We start from the raw sequence: 19,509 nt of genomic DNA, 5'->3' as shown, positions 1-19,509 counted from the left end.
GTTCGTTGATCAGTAATCTAATGTAGGTAAATTCTAACATGCAACGGCAAAACGCCAACCCCCAACAGTTACCAAATAGCTTTTCTTATCAAAGTAGGGCACTTAGTGCGCAAAAAAGCCTCGATCTGTTTTATTATTTGCAGAAAAACCTACATTGGCAACAGCCCGATGTAACCGTTTATGGCAAAACAGGGCCCATTCCACGACTACAATGCTTCATGAGCGATTTAAATATTGAATACGGCTATTCAAGTAGTAAGCAAATAGTAGAACCGTGGGATGAGTTGCTACTTAATATGCGAAAGCGATTAGAAGCACATTTAAATCAGCCTCTAAACTCACTACTGGTTAATTATTACCGAGACGGCAATGATACGATGGGGTGGCACAGTGATGATGAAATAGAGCTTGGTGATAAACCAACAATTGTGTGTGTGTCGCTAGGAGCTGATAGGGTTTTAAAGTTAAAGCACAAAGCGAGTAATAAAGTGACTGACTTAAAGCTACAAAGCGGTAGTTGCCTAATAATGAATGGAGATAGTCAACGAGATTATCAACATGCAATACCCAAGCAAACAACGCTTGCGCACCCGCGAATAAGTTTAACTTACCGATTTATTAAGCACATTAAGCAAAAGCAATTTAGTTAGTTAATTTAACTTGTTATAGTAAGCCTATAAATTAGCTAATTAAAATGGTCTTTTATGTCAATGCAGCAACAGATCCAAGAAAAAATAAGCAGCGCCATTGCGTGTAAACATTTAAACGTAATCAATGAAAGTCATATGCACAGTGCCGGTACTGAGTCGCATTTTAAAGTTATAGTGGTTAGCGAAGAGTTCGCGGGTAAGCGCTTATTACAACGCCATCGTGAAATTAACGAAATTTTAAAAGATGAATTAGCAAATCATATTCATGCACTCGCTATTCATACATATACACCAGACGAGTATACAGAGCAGGGCGGTGAAGCGCCTGATTCTCCTAATTGTATGGGCGGCTCAAAGCTTAACTAAAATAAATAGGGAATTTGGTCGGTGTTTAACTGATCAGATCAGTGTTTTTAGTATTAGCCTTTAAACTAGCGCTAATTTTTATTGTAAAAGATATAGGATGATCAATGGTCATTAAGCCTAAAATTCGTGGATTTATCTGCACAAACGCACACCCAGCTGGTTGTGCAGAGCATGTTCAAGAACAAATTAACTATGTAAAACAACAGGGTGCATTAAAAAGTACACCAAAAAATGTATTAGTTATTGGCGCATCAACAGGCTACGGCTTAGCATCGCGCATTACTGCTGCGTTTGGTGGTGGTGCTAAAACATTAGGTATTTTCTTTGAAAAAGAAGGTACAGAGCGTAAAACAGGTTCTGCTGGTTGGTACAATACCGCTGCTTTTCAAGATGCAGCAGACGAAGCGGGCCTTTGGTCTAAAAATATTAATGGCGATGCGTTTTCTAACGAAATCAAGCAAAAAGCAATCGACACTATTAAAGCTGATTTGGGCAAAGTAGATTGTATTATTTACAGCTTAGCGTCTCCTCGTCGTACTGATCCAAACACTGGTGAAGTGTTTTCTTCTACACTTAAACCAATTGGAAATGCTGTAACAACAAAAAATTTAAATACATCAAAGCGTGAAATTGATGAAATTACGGTTGAAGCTGCAAATCAAGACGATATCGACAACACCATTAAAGTAATGGGTGGTGAAGATTGGGAAATGTGGATTGACGCATTAAAAGAAGCAGATGTATTAGCCGATAACTTTAAAACGACTGCGTACACTTATATTGGTAAAGAGTTAACATGGCCAATATACGGACACGCGACTATTGGTAAGGCTAAAGAAGACTTAGACCGTGCAACGGCTGCTATTAAAGAATCAACAAAAAATTTAAAGGGTGAGGCGTATGTTTCATCACTTAATGCAGTAGTAACCCAAGCAAGTTCTGCTATTCCTATAATGCCGTTATATATTTCTGCTTTATTTAAAGTTATGAAAGCAGATGGCACATACGAAGGCACTATTGAGCAAATTCACGCATTATTTAGTGAAAACCTGTATGGTGCATCGCCTCGCTTTGACGACGGCGGACATTTATTCCAAAACTACAAAGAGCTAGAGGACGATGTGCAAGCACGCGTACAAGCTGTATGGGATAGTGTTGATACAAGCAGTATTGATGAGCTAACAGACTATGTTGGTTACCATAACGAGTTTTTACGCTTATTTGGTTTTGGTATAGACGGTGTTGACTACGAGCAAGATATCGATTCAGTTAAGCCAATTGCTAATATGATTGACTAACAGAACTTAGTTATTAAAAGCCGCTATAGCGGCTTTTTTTATATTATGCGATTTGTTTAATTTACGATGAAATCAGGAACAATAATTGCTTAGGCTACCACTTTGGTCTAACTTGATTTTTATTAAAATCACTTAACAAAACCAAATAAGCGTTTCTGTCGTATAATTTTCATAAATACACTCGCATAGTCATCTAAAATGATGTTAAAATCTCGACAATATGTGATGAGTTTTACTACGTTGCTTGTTTGATATATCTAGCAAGCTGCTCTTTTGTACCTTGATATAGCTTGGAATAACTCAAATGGCGACGTGGTTGATACGATTTTTCAGTTTCTTTCCTTTAATGTAATGCAAGTGCGTATGATCAATATAAAAAAAGGTCTGGATTTACCCTTAGAGGGCTCACCACAGCAAGTTATACATGACGGTTCTGCTGTCAAACGTGTAGCTGTGCTTGGTGAAGAGTTTATCGGTATGCGTCCAACCATGCATGTTCGTGTGGATGACCAAGTCAAAAAAGGCCAGGTACTTTTTGAAGATAAAAAGAACCCAGGCGTCCTATTTACTGCTCCAGCTTCTGGCACAGTAAAAGAAATAAATCGTGGTGCTAAACGTGTGCTGCAATCTGTTGTTATTGAAGTTAACGGCAGTGAGCAAATCACCTTTGACTCTTTCAAAGCAGACGAGCTTTCGAGCTTAGAGCGTGAAAAAGCCAAAGAAGTACTTATCCAGTCTGGTCAATGGACAGCACTTCGTGCTCGCCCATTTAGCAAAGTAGCGGCTGTGGATGCAAATCCTAGTTCTATTTTTGTGACCGCAACTGACACAAACCCATTAGCTGCAGATCCTGCAGTAATAATTGCCGAAAATGCGCAAGCATTTGAAGCGGGTCTTGCTGTTATTTCGCGTTTGACCGATGGCAAAGTATTTGTGTGTAAAAAAGCAGGTAGCCAAGTTCCTAGCTCATCTATAGCTCAAGTAGAAGTACATGAGTTTGGTGGTGTGCATCCGGCTGGCCTCGTTGGCACTCATATCCATCATCTTGATGCAGTTTCTGTTAGCAAACAAGTTTGGCATATTGGTTACCAAGACGTTATCGCGTATGGTCACTTATTCCTTACTGGTGAAATTTACACAAATCGTGTTATTTCGCTTGCAGGTCCTCGCGTTAAAAATCCACGTTTAGTGAAAACACAACTAGGTGCTTCATTGGATGATTTAGTGGCTGGTGAGCTAGAAGACGGAGATAACCGCGTTATTTCTGGTTCTGTTCTATCAGGTTCTATTTCAAACGGTGTTCATGCATTCTTAGGTCGTTACCACGTTCAAGTATCTGTTTTACTTGAAGGTCGCGAAAAAGAATTGTTTGGCTGGATTGCACCAGGTAGTGATAAATTCTCTGTAACGCGTACATTCCTTTCTCACCTTGCGCCGAGTCGTTTATTTAAAATGACAACGTCAACAGGTGGTTCAAAACGTGCCATGGTACCAATTGGTAGCTACGAGCGCGTAATGCCGCTGGATATTTTGCCTACTCTATTATTACGTGACTTAATTGCGCGTGATTTAGACAGTGCAATTTCATTAGGTGCGCTTGAACTTGATGAAGAAGATTTAGCGTTATGTACCTTCGTTTGTCCTGGCAAATACGAGTATGGTTCTATCCTACGCGATTGCTTAACTACGATCGAGAAGGAAGGCTAGAGAGATGGGTTTAAAAAAATATCTAGAAGATATCGAGCCGAATTTTGAAGCCGGTGGTAAATATGAAAAGTTTTATGCTCTGTATGAAGCAGCTGCAACTATTTTTTATACACCAGGCTACGTAAATAAAGGCGCGACACACGTACGCGATAACATCGACCTAAAACGCATGATGATTTTAGTGTGGATGGCGACGTTCCCAGCTATGTTTTTTGGTATGTTCAATATCGGTGATCAAGCTGCAATTGCACTTGGTAATGGTTTTGAACTAGCTAATATATGGCAAGTTGATTTGTTTCAACTGTTAGGCGGTCAATTAACCGCTGATGCAGGCTGGGGCGCTAAGATGTTCTATGGAGCATGTTTCTTCCTACCTATCTACGCGGTAACATTTGCAGTTGGTGGCTTTTGGGAAGTAATATTTGCTTCTGTGCGTAAGCATGAAATTAACGAAGGTTTCTTCGTTACTTCAGTGTTATTTGCACTTATTTTGCCAGCAACGATTCCTTTATGGCAAGTTGCGTTAGGTATTACGTTTGGTGTAGTAATCGCTAAAGAAATCTTTGGTGGTACTGGCCGTAACTTCTTAAACCCTGCTTTAGCCGGCCGTGCATTTTTGTTCTTTGCATACCCAGCTCAAATCTCAGGTGACACAGTATGGACAGCAGTAGATTCGTTCTCTGGTGCAACTATGCTAGGCCAAGCATTTGCTGGCACACTTGATTTTGCAAACATGGAATTATGGTGGAATGCGTTTTACGGTTTCATTCAAGGTTCTGTAGGTGAAACATCTACACTTGCATTATTAGTAGGTGGTTTGTTCTTAATTTACGTTCGTATCGCTTCTTGGCGTATTGTACTAGGTGTATTCCTAGGTATGGTAGCAACTGCGTTTATATTAAATGCTGTTGGCTCAGAAACTAACCCTGTATTTGCAATGCCTTGGTATTGGCATTTAGTACTTGGTGGCTTTGCGTTCGGTATGTTCTTTATGGCTACTGACCCTGTATCAGCTGCATTTACTGACAAAGGTAAATTAGCATATGGTCTATTAATTGGCTTTATGGTGGTTATGATACGTGTTGTGAATCCTGCTTTCCCAGAAGGTATGATGCTAGCGATCTTATTTGCTAACTTATTCGCTCCACTGTTCGATCACTTTGTAGTGCAGGCTAATATTAAGCGGAGGTTGGCACGTAATGTCTAGTAATAACGAATCAATCGGCAAAACGTTATCAGTTGTTGTCGCACTATGTTTAGTGTGTGCAATCATCGTATCGTTTGCTTCTGTACAGCTTCGTCCTTTACAGCAAGCTAATAAAGAAAAAGATATTCAAAGTAATATCTTGGCTGCTGCGGGTATCGATAAAGTTGAAAATGTTTTAGAAACATTTGATGCAAAAATCGAAGCGCGCGTTGTAAACATGACTACAGGTGAGTTTGTAGATACAGACCCAACAATCTTTGACTTTGAAAAAAGCAAATATGATGCAGCGCTAAGTGTTTCTCTTAAAGAGAAAGGCGTTAAAGATATTGCTGGTATTCAACGTGTGACTAAAGAGTCGCCGGTGTATATCTCTAAAAAAGAAGATGGCTCAGTTGATGCAATCATTCTTCCTATCCAAGGCTACGGCTTATGGGGCTTAATGTATGGTTTTATCTCGCTTGAAAGCGATGCTGAAACTGTTAAGAGCATTATCTTTTACAAGCATAATGAAACCCCTGGTCTAGGTGGCGAAATCCAAAATCCACAGTGGACTGCTACATGGGAAGGTAAAGAACTTCCAATTCAAATTGTTAAAGGTACTGCGGGCAATGATGAGCATAAGATCGATGGTCTTTCAGGTGCTACATTAACGTCTAACGGTGTTGATCATGCAGTTGACTTTTGGACTGGCGAAAATGGCTTTGGCCCTTTCCTTGCGAAAGTACGTAAAGGAGCATTGAAATAATGGCTGATACTAAAGAAATGAAGGCGGTCCTATTTGGTCCGGTTTTAGCTAACAACCCAATCGCATTACAAGTACTTGGTATTTGTTCTGCGCTAGCGGTAACGTCTAGCTTAAAAAATGCGTTAATCATGTCAATCGCATTGACATTAGTAACTGCATTTTCGAGCTTCTTTATCTCGCTTATTCGTAACCAGATCCCATCATCTGTACGTATCATCGTACAAATGACAATTATTGCATCATTGGTAATCGTTGTTGACCAAGTATTACAGGCATTCTCTTACGCTACGGCAAAAGAGCTTTCTGTATTCGTTGGTCTAATCATTACTAACTGTATCGTAATGGGTCGTGCTGAAGCATATGCGATGAAGTCGCCACCAATTATGTCTTTCCTTGACGGTATTGGTAATGGCTTAGGCTATTCTGTAGTACTACTTACTGTTGGTTTCATTCGTGAGCTATTCGGTAAGGGTTCACTATTCGGTGTTGATATTATCCCATTAGTACAAGATGGCGGTTGGTATCAGCCTATGGGTCTATTGATCTTACCACCGAGTGCATTCTTCATCATTGGTTTATTCATATGGGTACTTCGTACTTATAAGAAAGACCAAGTAGAAGCTAAAGCGTAAGGGGCAAATAGTGGAACATTATATTAGTTTATTTGTAAAAGCCGTTTTTATTGAGAACTTAGCGTTGTCATTCTTCTTAGGCATGTGTACTTTTTTAGCAGTATCTAAAAAAGTAACTACATCAATTGGCCTAGGTATAGCGGTTATAGTTGTATTGGGTATTTCTGTACCTGTTAACAACTTGGTTTACCATGCGGTACTTGCACCCGGTTCACTTACTTGGTTAGGTTACCCAGATGCAGATCTTAGCTTTTTACGTTTCTTAACTTTCATTGGTGTTATTGCAGCACTAGTGCAAATTCTTGAAATGGCATTAGATAAGTTTTTCCCTGCACTATACAACGCGTTAGGTATCTTCTTACCACTTATCACAGTTAACTGTGCAATATTTGGTGCGGTATCATTCATGGTTGAGCGTAACTATAACTTCGGCGAGTCTGTTGTCTATGGTATTGGCGCTGGTGTTGGTTGGGCACTTGCAATTACATTACTTGCAGGTATCCGTGAGAAACTGAAATATTCAGACGTGCCAGACGGCTTACGTGGTTTAGGTATTACCTTCATCACTGTTGGTTTAATGGGACTTGGCTTTATGTCATTCTCTGGTATTTCACTGTAAAGGGTAGCGAGGATAAATCATGGATTATCAGATTTTCTTAGGCGTTGGTGTTTTCATCGCTATCGTTGTACTACTAGTTTTAGTGATCATTGGTGCTAAATCTCAGTTAGTTGCAAGCGGTGACATCATCATCGGTATTAATGGCGATAAAGACAAAGCCATTACTACATCAGCAGGTAATAAGCTTTTAAGTGCATTATCTGAGTCAGGTATTTTCGTATCATCTGCTTGTGGCGGCGGTGGCTCTTGTGGTCAGTGTCGTGTTCACATTAAAGAAGGTGGCGGCGATATCCTGCCAACTGAACTTGATCACATATCTAAAGGTGAAGCCCGTGAAGGCTGTCGTTTAGCGTGTCAGGTAAATGTTAAAAACGACATGGAAATTGAACTTGAAGAGTCAATTTTTGGTGTTAAAAAATGGGATTGTGAAGTTATCTCTAACGATAACAAAGCAACGTTCATTAAAGAACTTAAACTGCAAATCCCTGGTGATGAGTCAGTGCCTTTCCGTGCGGGTGGTTACATCCAAATCGAAGCGCCACCTCATCATGTTAAATATGCAGATTTTGATGTTCCTGAAGAATATCGTGGCGACTGGAATCATTTTGGTTTCTTCGATCTGGAGTCAAAAGTAGACGAAGAAACTATTCGTGCATACTCAATGGCTAACTACCCAGAAGAAGAAGGCATCATTATGCTTAACGTGCGTATTGCTGCTCCGCCTCCGAGAAACCTAAGCTTGCCATGTGGTAAAATGTCTTCGTACATTTGGTCACTTACAAAAGGCGACAAGGTAACTATTTCAGGTCCATTTGGTGAGTTCTTTGCTAAAGACACAGATGCAGAAATGATCTTTGTTGGTGGTGGTGCTGGTATGGCGCCAATGCGTTCACATATCTTTGACCAACTTAAACGTTTGCACTCTAAACGTAAGATGAGCTTTTGGTATGGTGCACGTTCTGAACGTGAAATGTTCTACGTAGAAGATTTTGACGGCCTAGCGGCTGAAAATCCTAACTTCGTATGGCATACAGCGCTTTCAGATCCACAACCTGAAGATAACTGGGAAGGCTACACTGGCTTTATCCATAACGTGTTATTTGAGAACTATCTTAAAGATCACGAAGCGCCAGAAGATTGTGAGTACTACATGTGTGGTCCTCCAATGATGAACGCGGCAGTTATCACTATGCTTAAAGATTTAGGTGTTGAAGACGAAAATATCTTATTAGATGATTTCGGTGGCTAACACTAATACCAAAACAGTTTAGTTTTGGTTAAAATACCAGCCTCGTAGCACTTGTGTTACGAGGCTTTTTTTATTCTTTAATTTTTCAATCTATTAAGTAGAGCTGTTATGAATCGAGTAAGTACTTCACAAGGCATAATGGCCTTTTTACTAATTACGCTGACTTTATTATTGTCTGGGTGTGGTGAAAAGCCAGAGTCAAAAGAGACCTTTTTAGAAGGTAAGACTATGGGAACCACTTATCATATTAAATATTATGATGAGCAAGCCCAGTTATCGGCCTCACAATTACAACTGCAAATAGACGCTGTTTTAAAAGATGTAAATCAATCTATGTCTACTTACATAGAAGACTCTGAAATAAATACATTTAACAGATTACCTGCAAATCAAGTGATGCCAATTAGCGACGATTTTAGGGCTGTTATAAGCGAATCAATCCGCTTAGGTGAATCAACTAAAACACTTGATGTAACTATGGGACCTTTAATTGACTTATGGGGCTTTGGTCCTGATAAAAAGCCAACCAATCGCCCAAGCGATGAAGAGCTTACTAAAATGGTTGAAAAAATAGGTATTGATAAGCTTATTTTAAATGAACAGGGTTTAGCTAAAACAGTTAATGGGCTAGAGCTTTCGTTTTCAGCAACGGCTAAAGGCTACGGTATCGACAAAGTAGCGCAGCTATTAGAAAGCCACAGTATTACTAACTACATGGTTGAGATTGGTGGTGAGCTACGTATAGCGGGTGAAAAACCAAATAGCCATGATTGGAAAATTGCGATAGAGCAACCAGATGCACAACCTGGAGAACGTAAAGTACACCGTGTTTTATCGCCAGGTACAAGCGGGATCGCAACCTCGGGCGATTACCGTATTTTTTATAAAATGGATGGCGAGATCTATACTCATTTAATTGACCCTGCAACCGGTATGCCTATTAAGCACGACTTAGTGTCGGTAACCGTGCTTCATCCAAGCGCTATGACGGCAGATGGTTTAGCGACTGCTCTTACTGTGATGGGTATGGAAAAAGCGCAGGTATATGCACAGCAGCATGATTTGCCGGTGTATTTAATAGGTAAATCAAATGAGGGTTTAGTTACTTATTCAAGCCCTGCATTTAAACCTTATTTATAGTATGGTGCTGGCTTGTTTATTTCCACGTTATTTGGGTATATAATAGCAGTTGCTCAAAAATGTTTGAGTTTAATTAATTGCTGATCAATAGGGGCTAAGCAATGTCACTTTTTCTTCTTACTTTTGGCTTACTAATTTTGATAGTTTCGGCTATGGCCGTTGGTATGATTGTGCAAAAAAAATCTATGGCAAGTAGCTGTGGTGGTTTAGGTTCGGTTGGTATTGATAAAGCCTGTGATTGCGATGATCCATGTGATAAACGCAAAAACCGTTTAGCTAAAGAACAAGCCTGGAAAGAAAATCAAATTATTTAAGTTCTCTTAAATATTAAAAAGCGCTTTACAGCGCTTTTTTTGTGTCTGTAAAACTCTTTAAATCCTTTGTTCTCAAACCAACCCAATCTTAATGTATTAGACAAACGTCTATAGTTTAGTTTTTTTCACCTATTAGGTTTATTTTTCTCGTTTGTCAAATTGGAGCTAACACTCTAAAGTTTAACCATAGACACAGAGCAAGGCTCTAGTCATAAGCTTTAGGCAAAGTTGGCCTCGCTTAAAAGAATCTTTATATTGTGTGTGAAGATGTTGTCAGTGTGAAAGGCAACTCAAATTCGGTGGTGACTGCATTTGAGTTGTTTTTATTTCCCTACAATGCCACGTAATGTAAACCAAGAATCTTTATATTGTGTGTGAAGATGTTGTCAGTGTGAAAGGCAACTCAAATTCGGTGGTGACTGTATTTGAGTTGTTTTATTTCCCCTACAATGCCACGTAATGTATACCAAGAATCTTTATATTGTGTGTGAAGATGTTGTCAGTGTGAAAGGCAACTCAAATTCGGTGGTGACTGCATTTGAGTTGTTTTTATTTCCCTACAATGCCACGTAATGTATACCAAGAATCTTTATATTGTGTGTGAAGATGTTGTCAGTGTGAAAGGCAACTCAAATTCGGTGGTGACTGTATTTGAGTTGTTTTTATTTCCCTACAATGCCACGCAGTGTAAACAAAAAATCTTTATATTGTGTGTGAAGATGTTGTCAGTGTGAAAAGCGGCTCAATTTCGGTGGTGACTGAATTTGGGCTGTTTTTATTTGTGCGACACAATTATTACTCCCTCCTAAAAGCCTACAATTCTATTAAATATTTCTCTTTAAATCGTTTTTTATTTTAAGCAACCCTATGTTTTTTATCGTGTTATTTTTTATTAACAAAATAGCTTCGAAAGCTTAACTCAAATTTATTGTTTTTTAGTTGAACAGAAAATTCTCTTTGTTATACTCACGTTCGAACTTTCAGTAAGTTTTGAAAGTTTGATTGATACGGATCAATTTTCACAAGGGGAATTTGTGCTAACCGGATTTGATCGTATTCAGCACCTGATTTTTGGGCTTACAGCAGCAATGTTTTTTAAGTTTTTCCATTGCAAACTGTATTACTCTAATTTTGTTATAGTCATTTAAGTAGGTTAATGTCTTTGAACACACTTTCTTTACATCATACCAATACTGATCTCGCCCCAAGCGAGCCAGTTACGTGTGAACGCTTGAATAAAGCGGGTAAGGGCGTGTGTGTAGCTATAACTTTATTAGTGTTTAATACGATCATGTTGTTAAGCGGTGCACTAGAGGATGCCTTCAAGCTTGAGGCGCTATTAAGTGATGGGTTTATTGTAGAGCCACTGTTACTTACTATTGCCGGATTTTTAGCTCATCCAATCATTTCAAGTCAGTTACTTATTGGCCTTTGTTGGTTATTGTTCCATATTTTTCCAGCGCGTCGTGCTGGAATTATCCTCCGTAAAGCAGCCTTTGCTTTTAGCGAGGCTAAAGTTCTTCAGCCTGTGCATGTTGCACATGGTTGTCGTGCTCCACCTAGCTTTACAGGTTGTCTGTAAGGCTGCATCTTGTTGCTGGTTTTAATTATTTGTTCTTGCTGTAAATAATTAAGGTTAGCTAAAACAAAGTAGCTCTGTGTTTTTTAAGCACACTTCAGCCAACCACCACTCACCCAAGTTAACTTTTATTACGTTATATAAATGCGTTTAGAAAGCTGGGTTTGTTGCTAGGTCATTAATGGCATGAGCTTTAGGTTTTGAATAGCCCCCTTATTTTTATAATTTAATTCTAGTTAACTTGGGTTTTTATTGAAAAATCGTTGCTTTGGTTTTTATGCAAAGCAGCAAACTGAAACTCTAGGTTTGTAGGATACTCCCTTGTTAATTCGTAACCTTTGTAATATTGCTTTAGCTAGTACCGTGCTGGCGTTGTCAGGCTGTAAAGGCGGGATACTCGATCCAAAAGGGCAGATAGGCATAGATGAGAAAAATTTAATTATCATCGCAACCGTGCTTATGTTGCTTGTAGTCGTTCCCGTTATTGTGATGACTTTGTATTTCGCATGGAAATATAGAGACACGCAAACTCATGAAATTTACGCTCCAAAATGGGCTCATTCAAATAAAATTGAAGCCGCAGTTTGGGCTGTTCCTATTGTTATTGTGATTATTTTAGGTGTTATTACCTGGGTGTCTACCCAAGAGCTAGACCCTTACAAACCCATTGAAGGTAAAGGTAAGCATCTTACTGTTGAAGTGGTGTCATTAAATTGGAAGTGGCTATTTATTTATCCTGAGCAAGGTATTGCTACGGTTAATGAATTAGTGTTTCCGGCAAATGTACCTGTTGAATATAAAATCACGTCAGAGAGCACAATGAATTCATTTTTTATTCCGCAATTGGGTAGTCAAATATACTCAATGGCTGGGATGGAAACCAAGCTTCACTTAATTGCAAATGAGCCAGGTACGTTTAAAGGTTTCTCAGCAAATTACAGTGGTGCAGGTTTTACTGGTATGAAGTTTAATGCCATTGCTACCCCTACTCAAGCTGGTTTTGATAAGTGGGTGAGTGATGTAAAAGCGAATTCAAGCGCTAATAATCTGACTCATGCAAATTATGTTGAGCTTGCAAAAGCGAGCGAAAATAATCCTGTTGCTTATTACGGTAAAGTTGAAGACAGCTTATTTCATACCATTATCATGAAATATATGCAGGCGCATGGCGATATGAATAAAAAGCACAATGCGATGAGCGAACATGGCGAGATGGGTATGCAACATCACGCAATGGACAAACATTCAGCGAAACCATCACACAGCCAGGACGAGGAATAATAATGTCGTTTTTAGGTAAACTTTCACTCGATGCAATACCGTTTCACGAGCCGATTCTTGTGTTTACGATGGCAGCTATTTTAATAGCTGCAATTGTTATTACTGCGCTAATTACAAAGCATAAAAAATGGGGCGTGCTTTGGCGCGACTGGATCACATCTGTGGATCATAAGCGCTTAGGCGTAATGTATATTATTTTAGCTTTAGTAATGCTGTTTCGTGGGTTTTCTGATGCAATAATGATGCGTACTCAGTTAGCACTTGCTACTAGTGGCGCGCCCGGTTATTTACCACCAGAGCACTACGACCAAATATTTACAGCTCACGGCGTAATTATGATCATATTTATGGCGATGCCATTTATGATTGGTTTAATGAACATTGTACTACCACTGCAAATTGGTGCTCGCGATGTTGCCTTTCCATTTTTAAACAATTTAAGTTTTTGGTTAACTACCGGTGGTGCTATTTTAATTAATATGTCGCTGGTTTTTGGTGAGTTTGCTAAAACAGGTTGGGTGGCGTATCCGCCACTTTCGGAGCTGACCTTTAGCCCTGGGGTGGGGGTCGACTATTATATTTGGGCTTTGCAAATATCCGGTCTTGGAACACTCTTAACTGCAGTAAACTTTTTAGCGACCGTTATCAAAATGCGTGCACCAGGCATGACCTTAATGAAAATGCCAATTTTCACATGGACATGTACGTGGGCAAACATCTTAATTGCAGCATCATTCCCAATTTTAACCGCAATGCTTACTATGTTAACGCTTGACCGTTATCTCGATTTCCATTTCTTTACCAATGAATTGGGCGGTAACGCCATGATGTACATCAACCTGTTTTGGGCATGGGGTCATCCTGAGGTATATATTTTAGTATTACCGGCGTTTGGTGTTTTTTCTGAGATTATTTCGACATTTGCAGGTAAGCGTTTATTTGGTTATAAATCGATGGTTTACGCCAGCGGTGCAATCTCTATTTTAGGGTTTATTGTTTGGTTACATCACTTCTTCACAATGGGCTCAAGTGCTAACGTTAACGCGTTCTTTGGGGTAATGACCATGGTTATTGCCGTACCAACAGGCGTTAAGTTGTTTAACTGGCTATTTACTATTTACCGAGGTCGTTTACGTATAACCGTTCCGGTACTTTGGACACTTGGTTTTATGGTTACCTTTACCGTAGGCGGCATGACTGGTGTGTTACTTGCTATTCCTGGTGCCGATTACGTACTGCATAACAGCTTATTCTTAATTGCACATTTCCATAACACAATTATCGGTGGTGCTGTATTTGGCTACCTAGCTGGTTTTGTATTTTGGTTCCCTAAAGCGATGGGCTTCAAGCTTAACGAAAAATGGGGCAAGGCATCATTTTGGTGTTGGATTATCGGTTTCTTCGTTGCATTTATGCCGTTGTATGTACTTGGTTTCTTAGGTATGACACGTCGTTTAAACCACACTAATAATCCTGATTGGAACATTTGGCTATACATTGCTGCAGGCGGTGCTGTCATTATTATGTTTGGTATTATTAGCCAAGCAGTTCAATTATATGTGAGCTTTAGAGACCGTGAAGCGCTTGACGATACAACAGGCGATCCGTGGAACGGACACACACTTGAGTGGGCAACAAGCTCACCTCCACAAGTGTATAACTTTGCTACCATTCCGCACATTGATGATATTGATGCATGGACCGACATGAAAGAAAAAGGTCAAGCTTACCAAGATAAGGCAAGCTACAGCCCTATTCATATGCCTAAAAATACATCAGCAGGCGTGCTAATGGCAGCAAGTTTAACCGCATTTTGTTTTGCGATGATCTGGCATATTTGGTGGTTAGCAGCTGTTGGTTTTATTGGCGCAATTGCTTTATTTATCAAACGTTGTTACGCCAGCGATGTTGATTACTATATACAACCTGATGAAATTGCAAAAATTGAAGCTGCATATAATTCAAGTGGGAATAAGGAGCTAAAAGCGTGAGTACACTTTCTGCAAATTTAGAATCTGCAAATTTAGAGTCTGTATCTCACGATGATCATGCGCACGAGCATGATCATCACGATACATCGGGCGATACCGTATTCGGTTTTTGGTTATACCTAATGACCGATTGCTTATTATTTGCCTCATTTTTTGCAACCTACGCCGTGTTATTTATGAACACAGCCGGTGGTGTATCGGGTAAAGATATTTTTGAACTCGACTTTGTAGCAGTAGAAACAGCTGCACTACTTATTAGTAGTATTACCTTTGGTTTTGCCATGATTGCCGCTCAAGGGCAAAAAAAGGCGCTCACACTTACTTGGTTATTTATTACGTTTTGTTTAGGTGCTGTGTTTATTGGTATGGAAATATACGAATTTCATCACCTAATAGTGAACGGGCATGGTCCGCAACATAGTGCTTTTTTAACATCGTTTTTCTCATTAGTTGGCTTACATGGTTTACATGTAACAGCCGGTTTAATTTGGATGACCATAATGATGATAGAAGTTGCTAAACGCGGTCTAGGTAAAGCAACCGTAACGCGTTTAAGCTGCTTAAGCCTATTTTGGCACTTCTTAGACATTGTTTGGATTTGTGTATTTACCGTTGTTTATTTAATGGGAGCAATGTAATGAGCCACAGCGAAACACATGCTGAGCACCATGATGAATCTCATGGCAGTGTTAAAACTTACTTAATTGGCTTTGTGTTATCAGTAATTTTGACAGCCATTCCATTTTGGATGGTAATGGAAGGCGACTTCACAAAGGCAACAACGCTTTGGAGCATTGTTACTTTAGCAATCGTACAAATTTGGGTGCATTTAAAATACTTTTTACACCTTAATTTTACGACCGAAGATGGCCGTGCAAGTACTTTCTCATTCCTATTCAGTGCTCTGATCATCGTAATGGTGGTTGGGTTATCTGTTTGGATCATTTATGAATCTAACGCAATGATGATGTACTAGGAGTTGAAGATGTTTCGTCGTTATTTATCAGTGACAAAGCCGGGTATTATTATGGGCAATTTGATCAGCGTAGCGGGCGGGTTTTTACTTGCCTCGCGCGGTGATATAAACCCATGGTTAATGATTGCTACATTAATTGGTTTGTCGCTAGTGGTTGCATCAGGTTGTGCTATCAATAATGTTATAGATAGAGACATAGATGTAGCCATGGCGCGTACTCGTACGCGAGTAACAGTAACAGGCGAAATGTCGGCCTTTGCTGCACTTAGTCACGGTATTTTATTGGGTGTTGTGGGCTTTGGTTTACTTATCGCCTATACCACTCAAGCCGCGGTATTTTTTGCAGCCTTTGGCTACGTAATTTATGTAGGGGTTTATAGCCTCTACATGAAGCGTAACTCAGTATATGGCACTTTTGTAGGTAGCCTTTCGGGCGCAGTACCACCAGTAGTCGGTTACTGCGCCGTAACAGGCCAGTTCGATATGGGCGCGTTAATACTGCTGGTTATGTTTAGCTTGTGGCAAATGCCGCACTCTTACGCCATCGCTATTTTCCGCTTTAAAGATTACCAAGCTGCAGGTATTCCAGTATTACCTGTGGCGCAGGGTATAGACAAAGCAAAACGCCATATCGTACTTTATATTGCTGTATACGCTTTAGTTGTAATGCTGCTGCCAATTAGTGGATACACCGGCGCTGCTTTTATGGCTGTTGCCTGTATTACCAGTTTTTGGTGGTTATTAATGGCACTAAGAGGGTATCGTCGAAATATTGATGTAACCAGTTGGGCACGTAAAGTGTTCGCGTTTTCTATCATTAATATTACAGCGTTAAGTATTGCTATGGCTGTTGACTATCATAGCGTTGCTCCACAGCTATTAACACTTACCTAATTTAAAAGCTTTAACATTCCAAAGTTAATCCAAAGGCTCGAAAGAGCCTTTTTTTATGCCTGAATATTGAAATGATTTAGCATTCGTATACTCGCTATTTTACTTTTTAAAATCATCAGCATTGTAATAAAGTGGTTTAAGCGTACCGCAGTTAATAAACTTATAAGTAAGCTCGTTTTCAGCCGGTACACGTTTTGATGTACGAAGTTTTTGCATACAAGCATTGACTAAATCGACAAAAATAAGATGGTTATAGCTCGGCGCTTGTTGAATTCTATGAATATAAATACGCTCAGTACCGCTTAGTTTAATCATGTCGTAGTCTTGCCATTGTGATGACTCAGTTAAATCTTTTAGCTTTCTAGAGTAGAGTTTTTCACTCATTATTATTTCTCTATTTGAGTAAATTAAACTGCCACCTTGCCTATAATCACCCTCGTATACATCTGCGATAATAGTTATCTCGGCCCCATCCACTAAGTTTTGAATATCAAATGGATGGGGTTTCATAGTTATAAGTTCAGCATTACGTATCAGCTCTAAAAAAGCGACATCAGGGTTTTCTATTTTATACACTACTTGCACATCGTGTGGTGCTTTATACGTTGGCAAATTAATAGCAAAAATACTAGAACCCTGATTTAGCAAAGCCATAGGGTGCTCAGCATTGTATGCGGGGTCTACCGGTGGAAGTTCTATCTTTTCTTCTTCCGCTGTAGCAAAACCACTTATGGCAATGAGCAATAGAGTAAGTAGTAGGCGCATTATAATCTCAATTAATTTATGAGCTTAAATTGTAGTATAAAGTTTATATTACTTATATTTTTAAACTAAATTTAGACCTATATTATTACTCAGATATGGAGTGTAATAATGTTCGTGCCTTCAAATGTAGGTTTGCGTCCTCTGGGTTTGACGTATTAGTCAGCCAAATTACATTACCTTCTTTATTTACAAACAATGTAGTAGGTGTGCCTCGTATACCTAATTGCTGTGCTATTGCATCGGCTTTTACGGCTGTTTTAAAAGTATAACCTCTATCGCTAAGCGCTTTAGCGGGAGTAGCATCGTCATCTTCTTTAAAGCTCACGGCAATAACTTTTAAGCCCATATCATCAATTTTTTGAAGTGCTGGCTGTAGCTTTTTACAGTATGGGCACCACGTTGCCCAAAAATGTAAAATGTAAGGTTGACCTAATAAATCTTGAGTACTGAGAGCAGACCCATCGGCCATTTGTAGATTTAATGCAGGTAATTTAGGGTATGTTGCTTCAGCGTCTTGCTCTTGTGCGCTAACTATAAAGCTTAATAAAGTGAGTGTGATGGCAAAAAAGAGTTGTTTCATAGTGTTTTCGTTTTTATTGTATGTATTAAATAAGAACGAGTATTTAACATTTTTATTTCACATTAAAAACGAGCGGCTTGCTCAATAACAATACCATGGCGCTTAGCAAGGCGAAGGTGATCTTTATCGTAGCCGCCACCAATTACTGTAGCTACGGGGGTGTTGTGTTCAAGGCAACGTTTTAGTACTAAATGATCGCGTTTAACTATGCCATCCCAGCTAATGTCGAGTTTACCTAAACCATCACCTTGCCAAATATCAACGCCTGCATCGTAAAGCACTAAATCGGGATTTAACTCTTTGAGCAAAAATTGCAGTGTGTCGTCAACTATGCCTAAATACTCATCGTCTTTCATATTATCGGCTAAGCCAACATCTAGATCGCTAGCGGACTTTCTAAAGGGGAAGTTTTTTTCACAATGGATAGAACAAGTATAAGCATATGCCTGATGCTCTAACATGGCCGCAGTGCCATCACCTTGGTGCACGTCTAAATCAAAAATAAGTACGTTAGTTACTTCACCCGATTCAATTAAAGTTTGCGTGGTAAAGGCTAAATCGTTAACCATGCAGTAGCCTGAGCCAAAATCGGTATGTGCATGGTGTGTACCACCAGCAAGGTGACACGCTATACCATGTTTAAGTGCTAAACGAGCTGTTTGAAGCGTCCCTTGAGGAGCTGTAAAAGTACGTGCCATAAGCTCTTTTGACCAAGGCAAACCAATGCGGCGCATGGCTTTTTCATCTAGGCGATTATTCCACAAGTCATGTATATAGTTTTCGCAGTGTATTAGCTCAAGCGGCTCTGGCGTACCGAGTATTGGCTCAACCAGGTTACTGCCGATTAAACCAAGCTCGGCAACATGCGCATATAAATGTGCAAACTTACTCATTGCAAAACGATGCTTTGGATCGAAACTAAACGAGTAGTTAGGGTGATACACCAAAGGTAAATGTGGATTTAAAATCATGTTTTCACAAGTTAAAAAGTTTGCCCTATGGTAATCAACTAATTCAATTGAGTCTATTATTGTGTCTCGTGAATTAACATAGCGAGCTCGCGATGGAGTAGCTCGTCATCAGCTAAGTTTAGCTCTATTAAACGCTTTAAATAGGTAATGCTGTCTATATCAATGTGATGACATTTTAAGCCAATATGATCGGCTTCAATATGGCAGATGACTACTTCCATTTTAATTTCTATATCGCTTTGAGGCAAGGTAAAGCACAGAACGGCTTGGCTTTTTTTGCTGCCAATAAAGGCATCACAATTAGTAATTAACGCGCCATGTAATGATACATCAAGCAATTTACAGGGGTATTCATGGTTATTAAAATCAAGTTGGGCAGTAGTTGAAAATAACACGCGAGAAAATTGACGACGGTTTTGCATAATTTAACTTTATTGTTTTTAATAAATTTAGCATAGCGGATAATTGACTACATGCTAACAATATATGTGCAGACAATGCTGGTGGCATAAAAAAGCCCCGCATAAATGCAGGGCTCAAATTAG

Annotated in this window: 21 protein-coding genes; 17 read left to right on the top strand and 4 right to left on the bottom strand. The window is 39.4% G+C overall.

Annotated features, from left to right (window positions below; all coding sequences use genetic code 11):
• The first annotated feature begins 38 nt into the window (after positions 1–38).
• From I6F53_RS14090 to cyoE, 17 genes are all read left to right on the top strand, one after another.
• Complete coding sequence (locus tag I6F53_RS14090) at positions 39–650, top strand: alpha-ketoglutarate-dependent dioxygenase AlkB family protein (protein ID WP_197239960.1); 612 nt, start codon at positions 39–41, stop codon at positions 648–650.
• 54 nt (positions 651–704) lie between these two features.
• On the top strand, positions 705–1,016 hold the full coding sequence (locus tag I6F53_RS14085) for a BolA family protein (protein WP_165728481.1): 312 nt from the start codon (positions 705–707) through the stop codon (positions 1,014–1,016).
• 104 nt (positions 1,017–1,120) lie between these two features.
• Positions 1,121–2,314: an enoyl-ACP reductase FabV gene (fabV, locus tag I6F53_RS14080; protein WP_197239959.1), complete on the top strand. Its 1,194-nt coding sequence runs from the start codon at positions 1,121–1,123 to the stop codon at positions 2,312–2,314.
• Positions 2,315–2,677: 363 nt separating this feature from the next.
• On the top strand, positions 2,678–4,021 hold the full coding sequence (locus tag I6F53_RS14075) for a Na(+)-translocating NADH-quinone reductase subunit A (RefSeq protein WP_197181311.1): 1,344 nt from the start codon (positions 2,678–2,680) through the stop codon (positions 4,019–4,021).
• A 4-nt stretch (positions 4,022–4,025) separates the two neighbouring features.
• A complete protein-coding gene (locus tag I6F53_RS14070; RefSeq protein WP_197239958.1) occupies positions 4,026–5,228 on the top strand; it encodes an NADH:ubiquinone reductase (Na(+)-transporting) subunit B in 1,203 nt (400 codons plus the stop codon).
• Positions 5,221–5,973, top strand: coding sequence for a Na(+)-translocating NADH-quinone reductase subunit C (locus I6F53_RS14065; protein WP_165728484.1), 753 nt, complete (start codon positions 5,221–5,223; stop codon positions 5,971–5,973). Before I6F53_RS14070 ends, I6F53_RS14065 begins: the two co-directional genes overlap by 8 nt.
• Positions 5,973–6,605 (top strand): NADH:ubiquinone reductase (Na(+)-transporting) subunit D, encoded by a 633-nt coding sequence (locus I6F53_RS14060; protein ID WP_007584891.1) that lies wholly within the window; start codon positions 5,973–5,975, stop codon positions 6,603–6,605. Before I6F53_RS14065 ends, I6F53_RS14060 begins: the two co-directional genes overlap by 1 nt.
• A 10-nt stretch (positions 6,606–6,615) precedes the next feature.
• Positions 6,616–7,224, top strand: a complete 609-nt coding sequence (gene nqrE / locus I6F53_RS14055; RefSeq protein WP_002958896.1) for an NADH:ubiquinone reductase (Na(+)-transporting) subunit E — start codon at positions 6,616–6,618, stop codon at positions 7,222–7,224.
• A 19-nt stretch (positions 7,225–7,243) separates the two neighbouring features.
• Complete coding sequence (nqrF, locus tag I6F53_RS14050; protein ID WP_166420124.1) at positions 7,244–8,473, top strand: NADH:ubiquinone reductase (Na(+)-transporting) subunit F; 1,230 nt, start codon at positions 7,244–7,246, stop codon at positions 8,471–8,473.
• Positions 8,474–8,581: 108 nt separating this feature from the next.
• Positions 8,582–9,613, top strand: a complete 1,032-nt coding sequence (locus tag I6F53_RS14045; protein ID WP_197239957.1) for an FAD:protein FMN transferase — start codon at positions 8,582–8,584, stop codon at positions 9,611–9,613.
• 101 nt (positions 9,614–9,714) lie between these two features.
• Entirely contained in the window at positions 9,715–9,927 is a 213-nt protein-coding gene (nqrM, locus tag I6F53_RS14040; protein ID WP_007376137.1) for a (Na+)-NQR maturation NqrM, read from the top strand.
• A gap of 1,162 nt (positions 9,928–11,089) precedes the next feature.
• Positions 11,090–11,509 (top strand): hypothetical protein, encoded by a 420-nt coding sequence (locus I6F53_RS14035; RefSeq protein ID WP_197239968.1) that lies wholly within the window; start codon positions 11,090–11,092, stop codon positions 11,507–11,509.
• A 318-nt stretch (positions 11,510–11,827) separates the two neighbouring features.
• Entirely contained in the window at positions 11,828–12,787 is a 960-nt protein-coding gene (cyoA, locus tag I6F53_RS14030) for a ubiquinol oxidase subunit II (RefSeq protein WP_165728486.1), read from the top strand.
• A 2-nt stretch (positions 12,788–12,789) separates the two neighbouring features.
• The gene (gene cyoB, locus I6F53_RS14025) at positions 12,790–14,778 is read left to right on the top strand and encodes a cytochrome o ubiquinol oxidase subunit I (protein WP_197239956.1); all 1,989 of its coding nucleotides are present in this window, start codon (positions 12,790–12,792) and stop codon (positions 14,776–14,778) included.
• Entirely contained in the window at positions 14,775–15,416 is a 642-nt protein-coding gene (gene cyoC / locus I6F53_RS14020; RefSeq protein WP_165728488.1) for a cytochrome o ubiquinol oxidase subunit III, read from the top strand. The genes cyoB and cyoC overlap by 4 nt, the downstream gene beginning before the upstream one ends.
• Positions 15,416–15,754, top strand: coding sequence for a cytochrome o ubiquinol oxidase subunit IV (gene cyoD / locus I6F53_RS14015; protein WP_165728489.1), 339 nt, complete (start codon positions 15,416–15,418; stop codon positions 15,752–15,754). The genes cyoC and cyoD overlap by 1 nt, the downstream gene beginning before the upstream one ends.
• Positions 15,755–15,763: 9 nt before the next feature.
• The gene (cyoE, locus tag I6F53_RS14010; RefSeq protein WP_165728490.1) at positions 15,764–16,648 is read left to right on the top strand and encodes a heme o synthase; all 885 of its coding nucleotides are present in this window, start codon (positions 15,764–15,766) and stop codon (positions 16,646–16,648) included.
• A 99-nt stretch (positions 16,649–16,747) separates the two neighbouring features.
• Here the strand turns inward: cyoE and I6F53_RS14005 are convergent, their stop codons facing one another.
• The 4 genes from I6F53_RS14005 to I6F53_RS13990 form a co-directional block, all read right to left on the bottom strand.
• Complete coding sequence (locus I6F53_RS14005) at positions 16,748–17,413, bottom strand: hypothetical protein (protein ID WP_197239955.1); 666 nt, start codon at positions 17,411–17,413, stop codon at positions 16,748–16,750.
• An 85-nt stretch (positions 17,414–17,498) separates the two neighbouring features.
• Positions 17,499–17,993 carry a TlpA family protein disulfide reductase gene (locus I6F53_RS14000; RefSeq protein ID WP_197239954.1) on the bottom strand — a complete coding sequence of 165 codons (495 nt, stop codon included), beginning with the start codon at positions 17,991–17,993 and terminating at the stop codon, positions 17,499–17,501.
• Between the two features lie 62 nt (positions 17,994–18,055).
• Complete coding sequence (locus I6F53_RS13995) at positions 18,056–18,964, bottom strand: histone deacetylase family protein (RefSeq protein WP_197239953.1); 909 nt, start codon at positions 18,962–18,964, stop codon at positions 18,056–18,058.
• A 56-nt stretch (positions 18,965–19,020) separates the two neighbouring features.
• Entirely contained in the window at positions 19,021–19,386 is a 366-nt protein-coding gene (locus I6F53_RS13990) for a PilZ domain-containing protein (protein ID WP_197239952.1), read from the bottom strand.
• Positions 19,387–19,509 lie beyond the last annotated feature (123 nt).

Origin of the sequence: Pseudoalteromonas sp. SWN29 (genome assembly GCF_015864465.1) — a bacterium.
Lineage (GTDB): Bacteria > Pseudomonadota > Gammaproteobacteria > Enterobacterales > Alteromonadaceae > Pseudoalteromonas.
The sequence above is the reverse complement of the archived record's forward strand: the minus strand, read 5'-3'. Positions and strand labels throughout refer to the sequence as shown.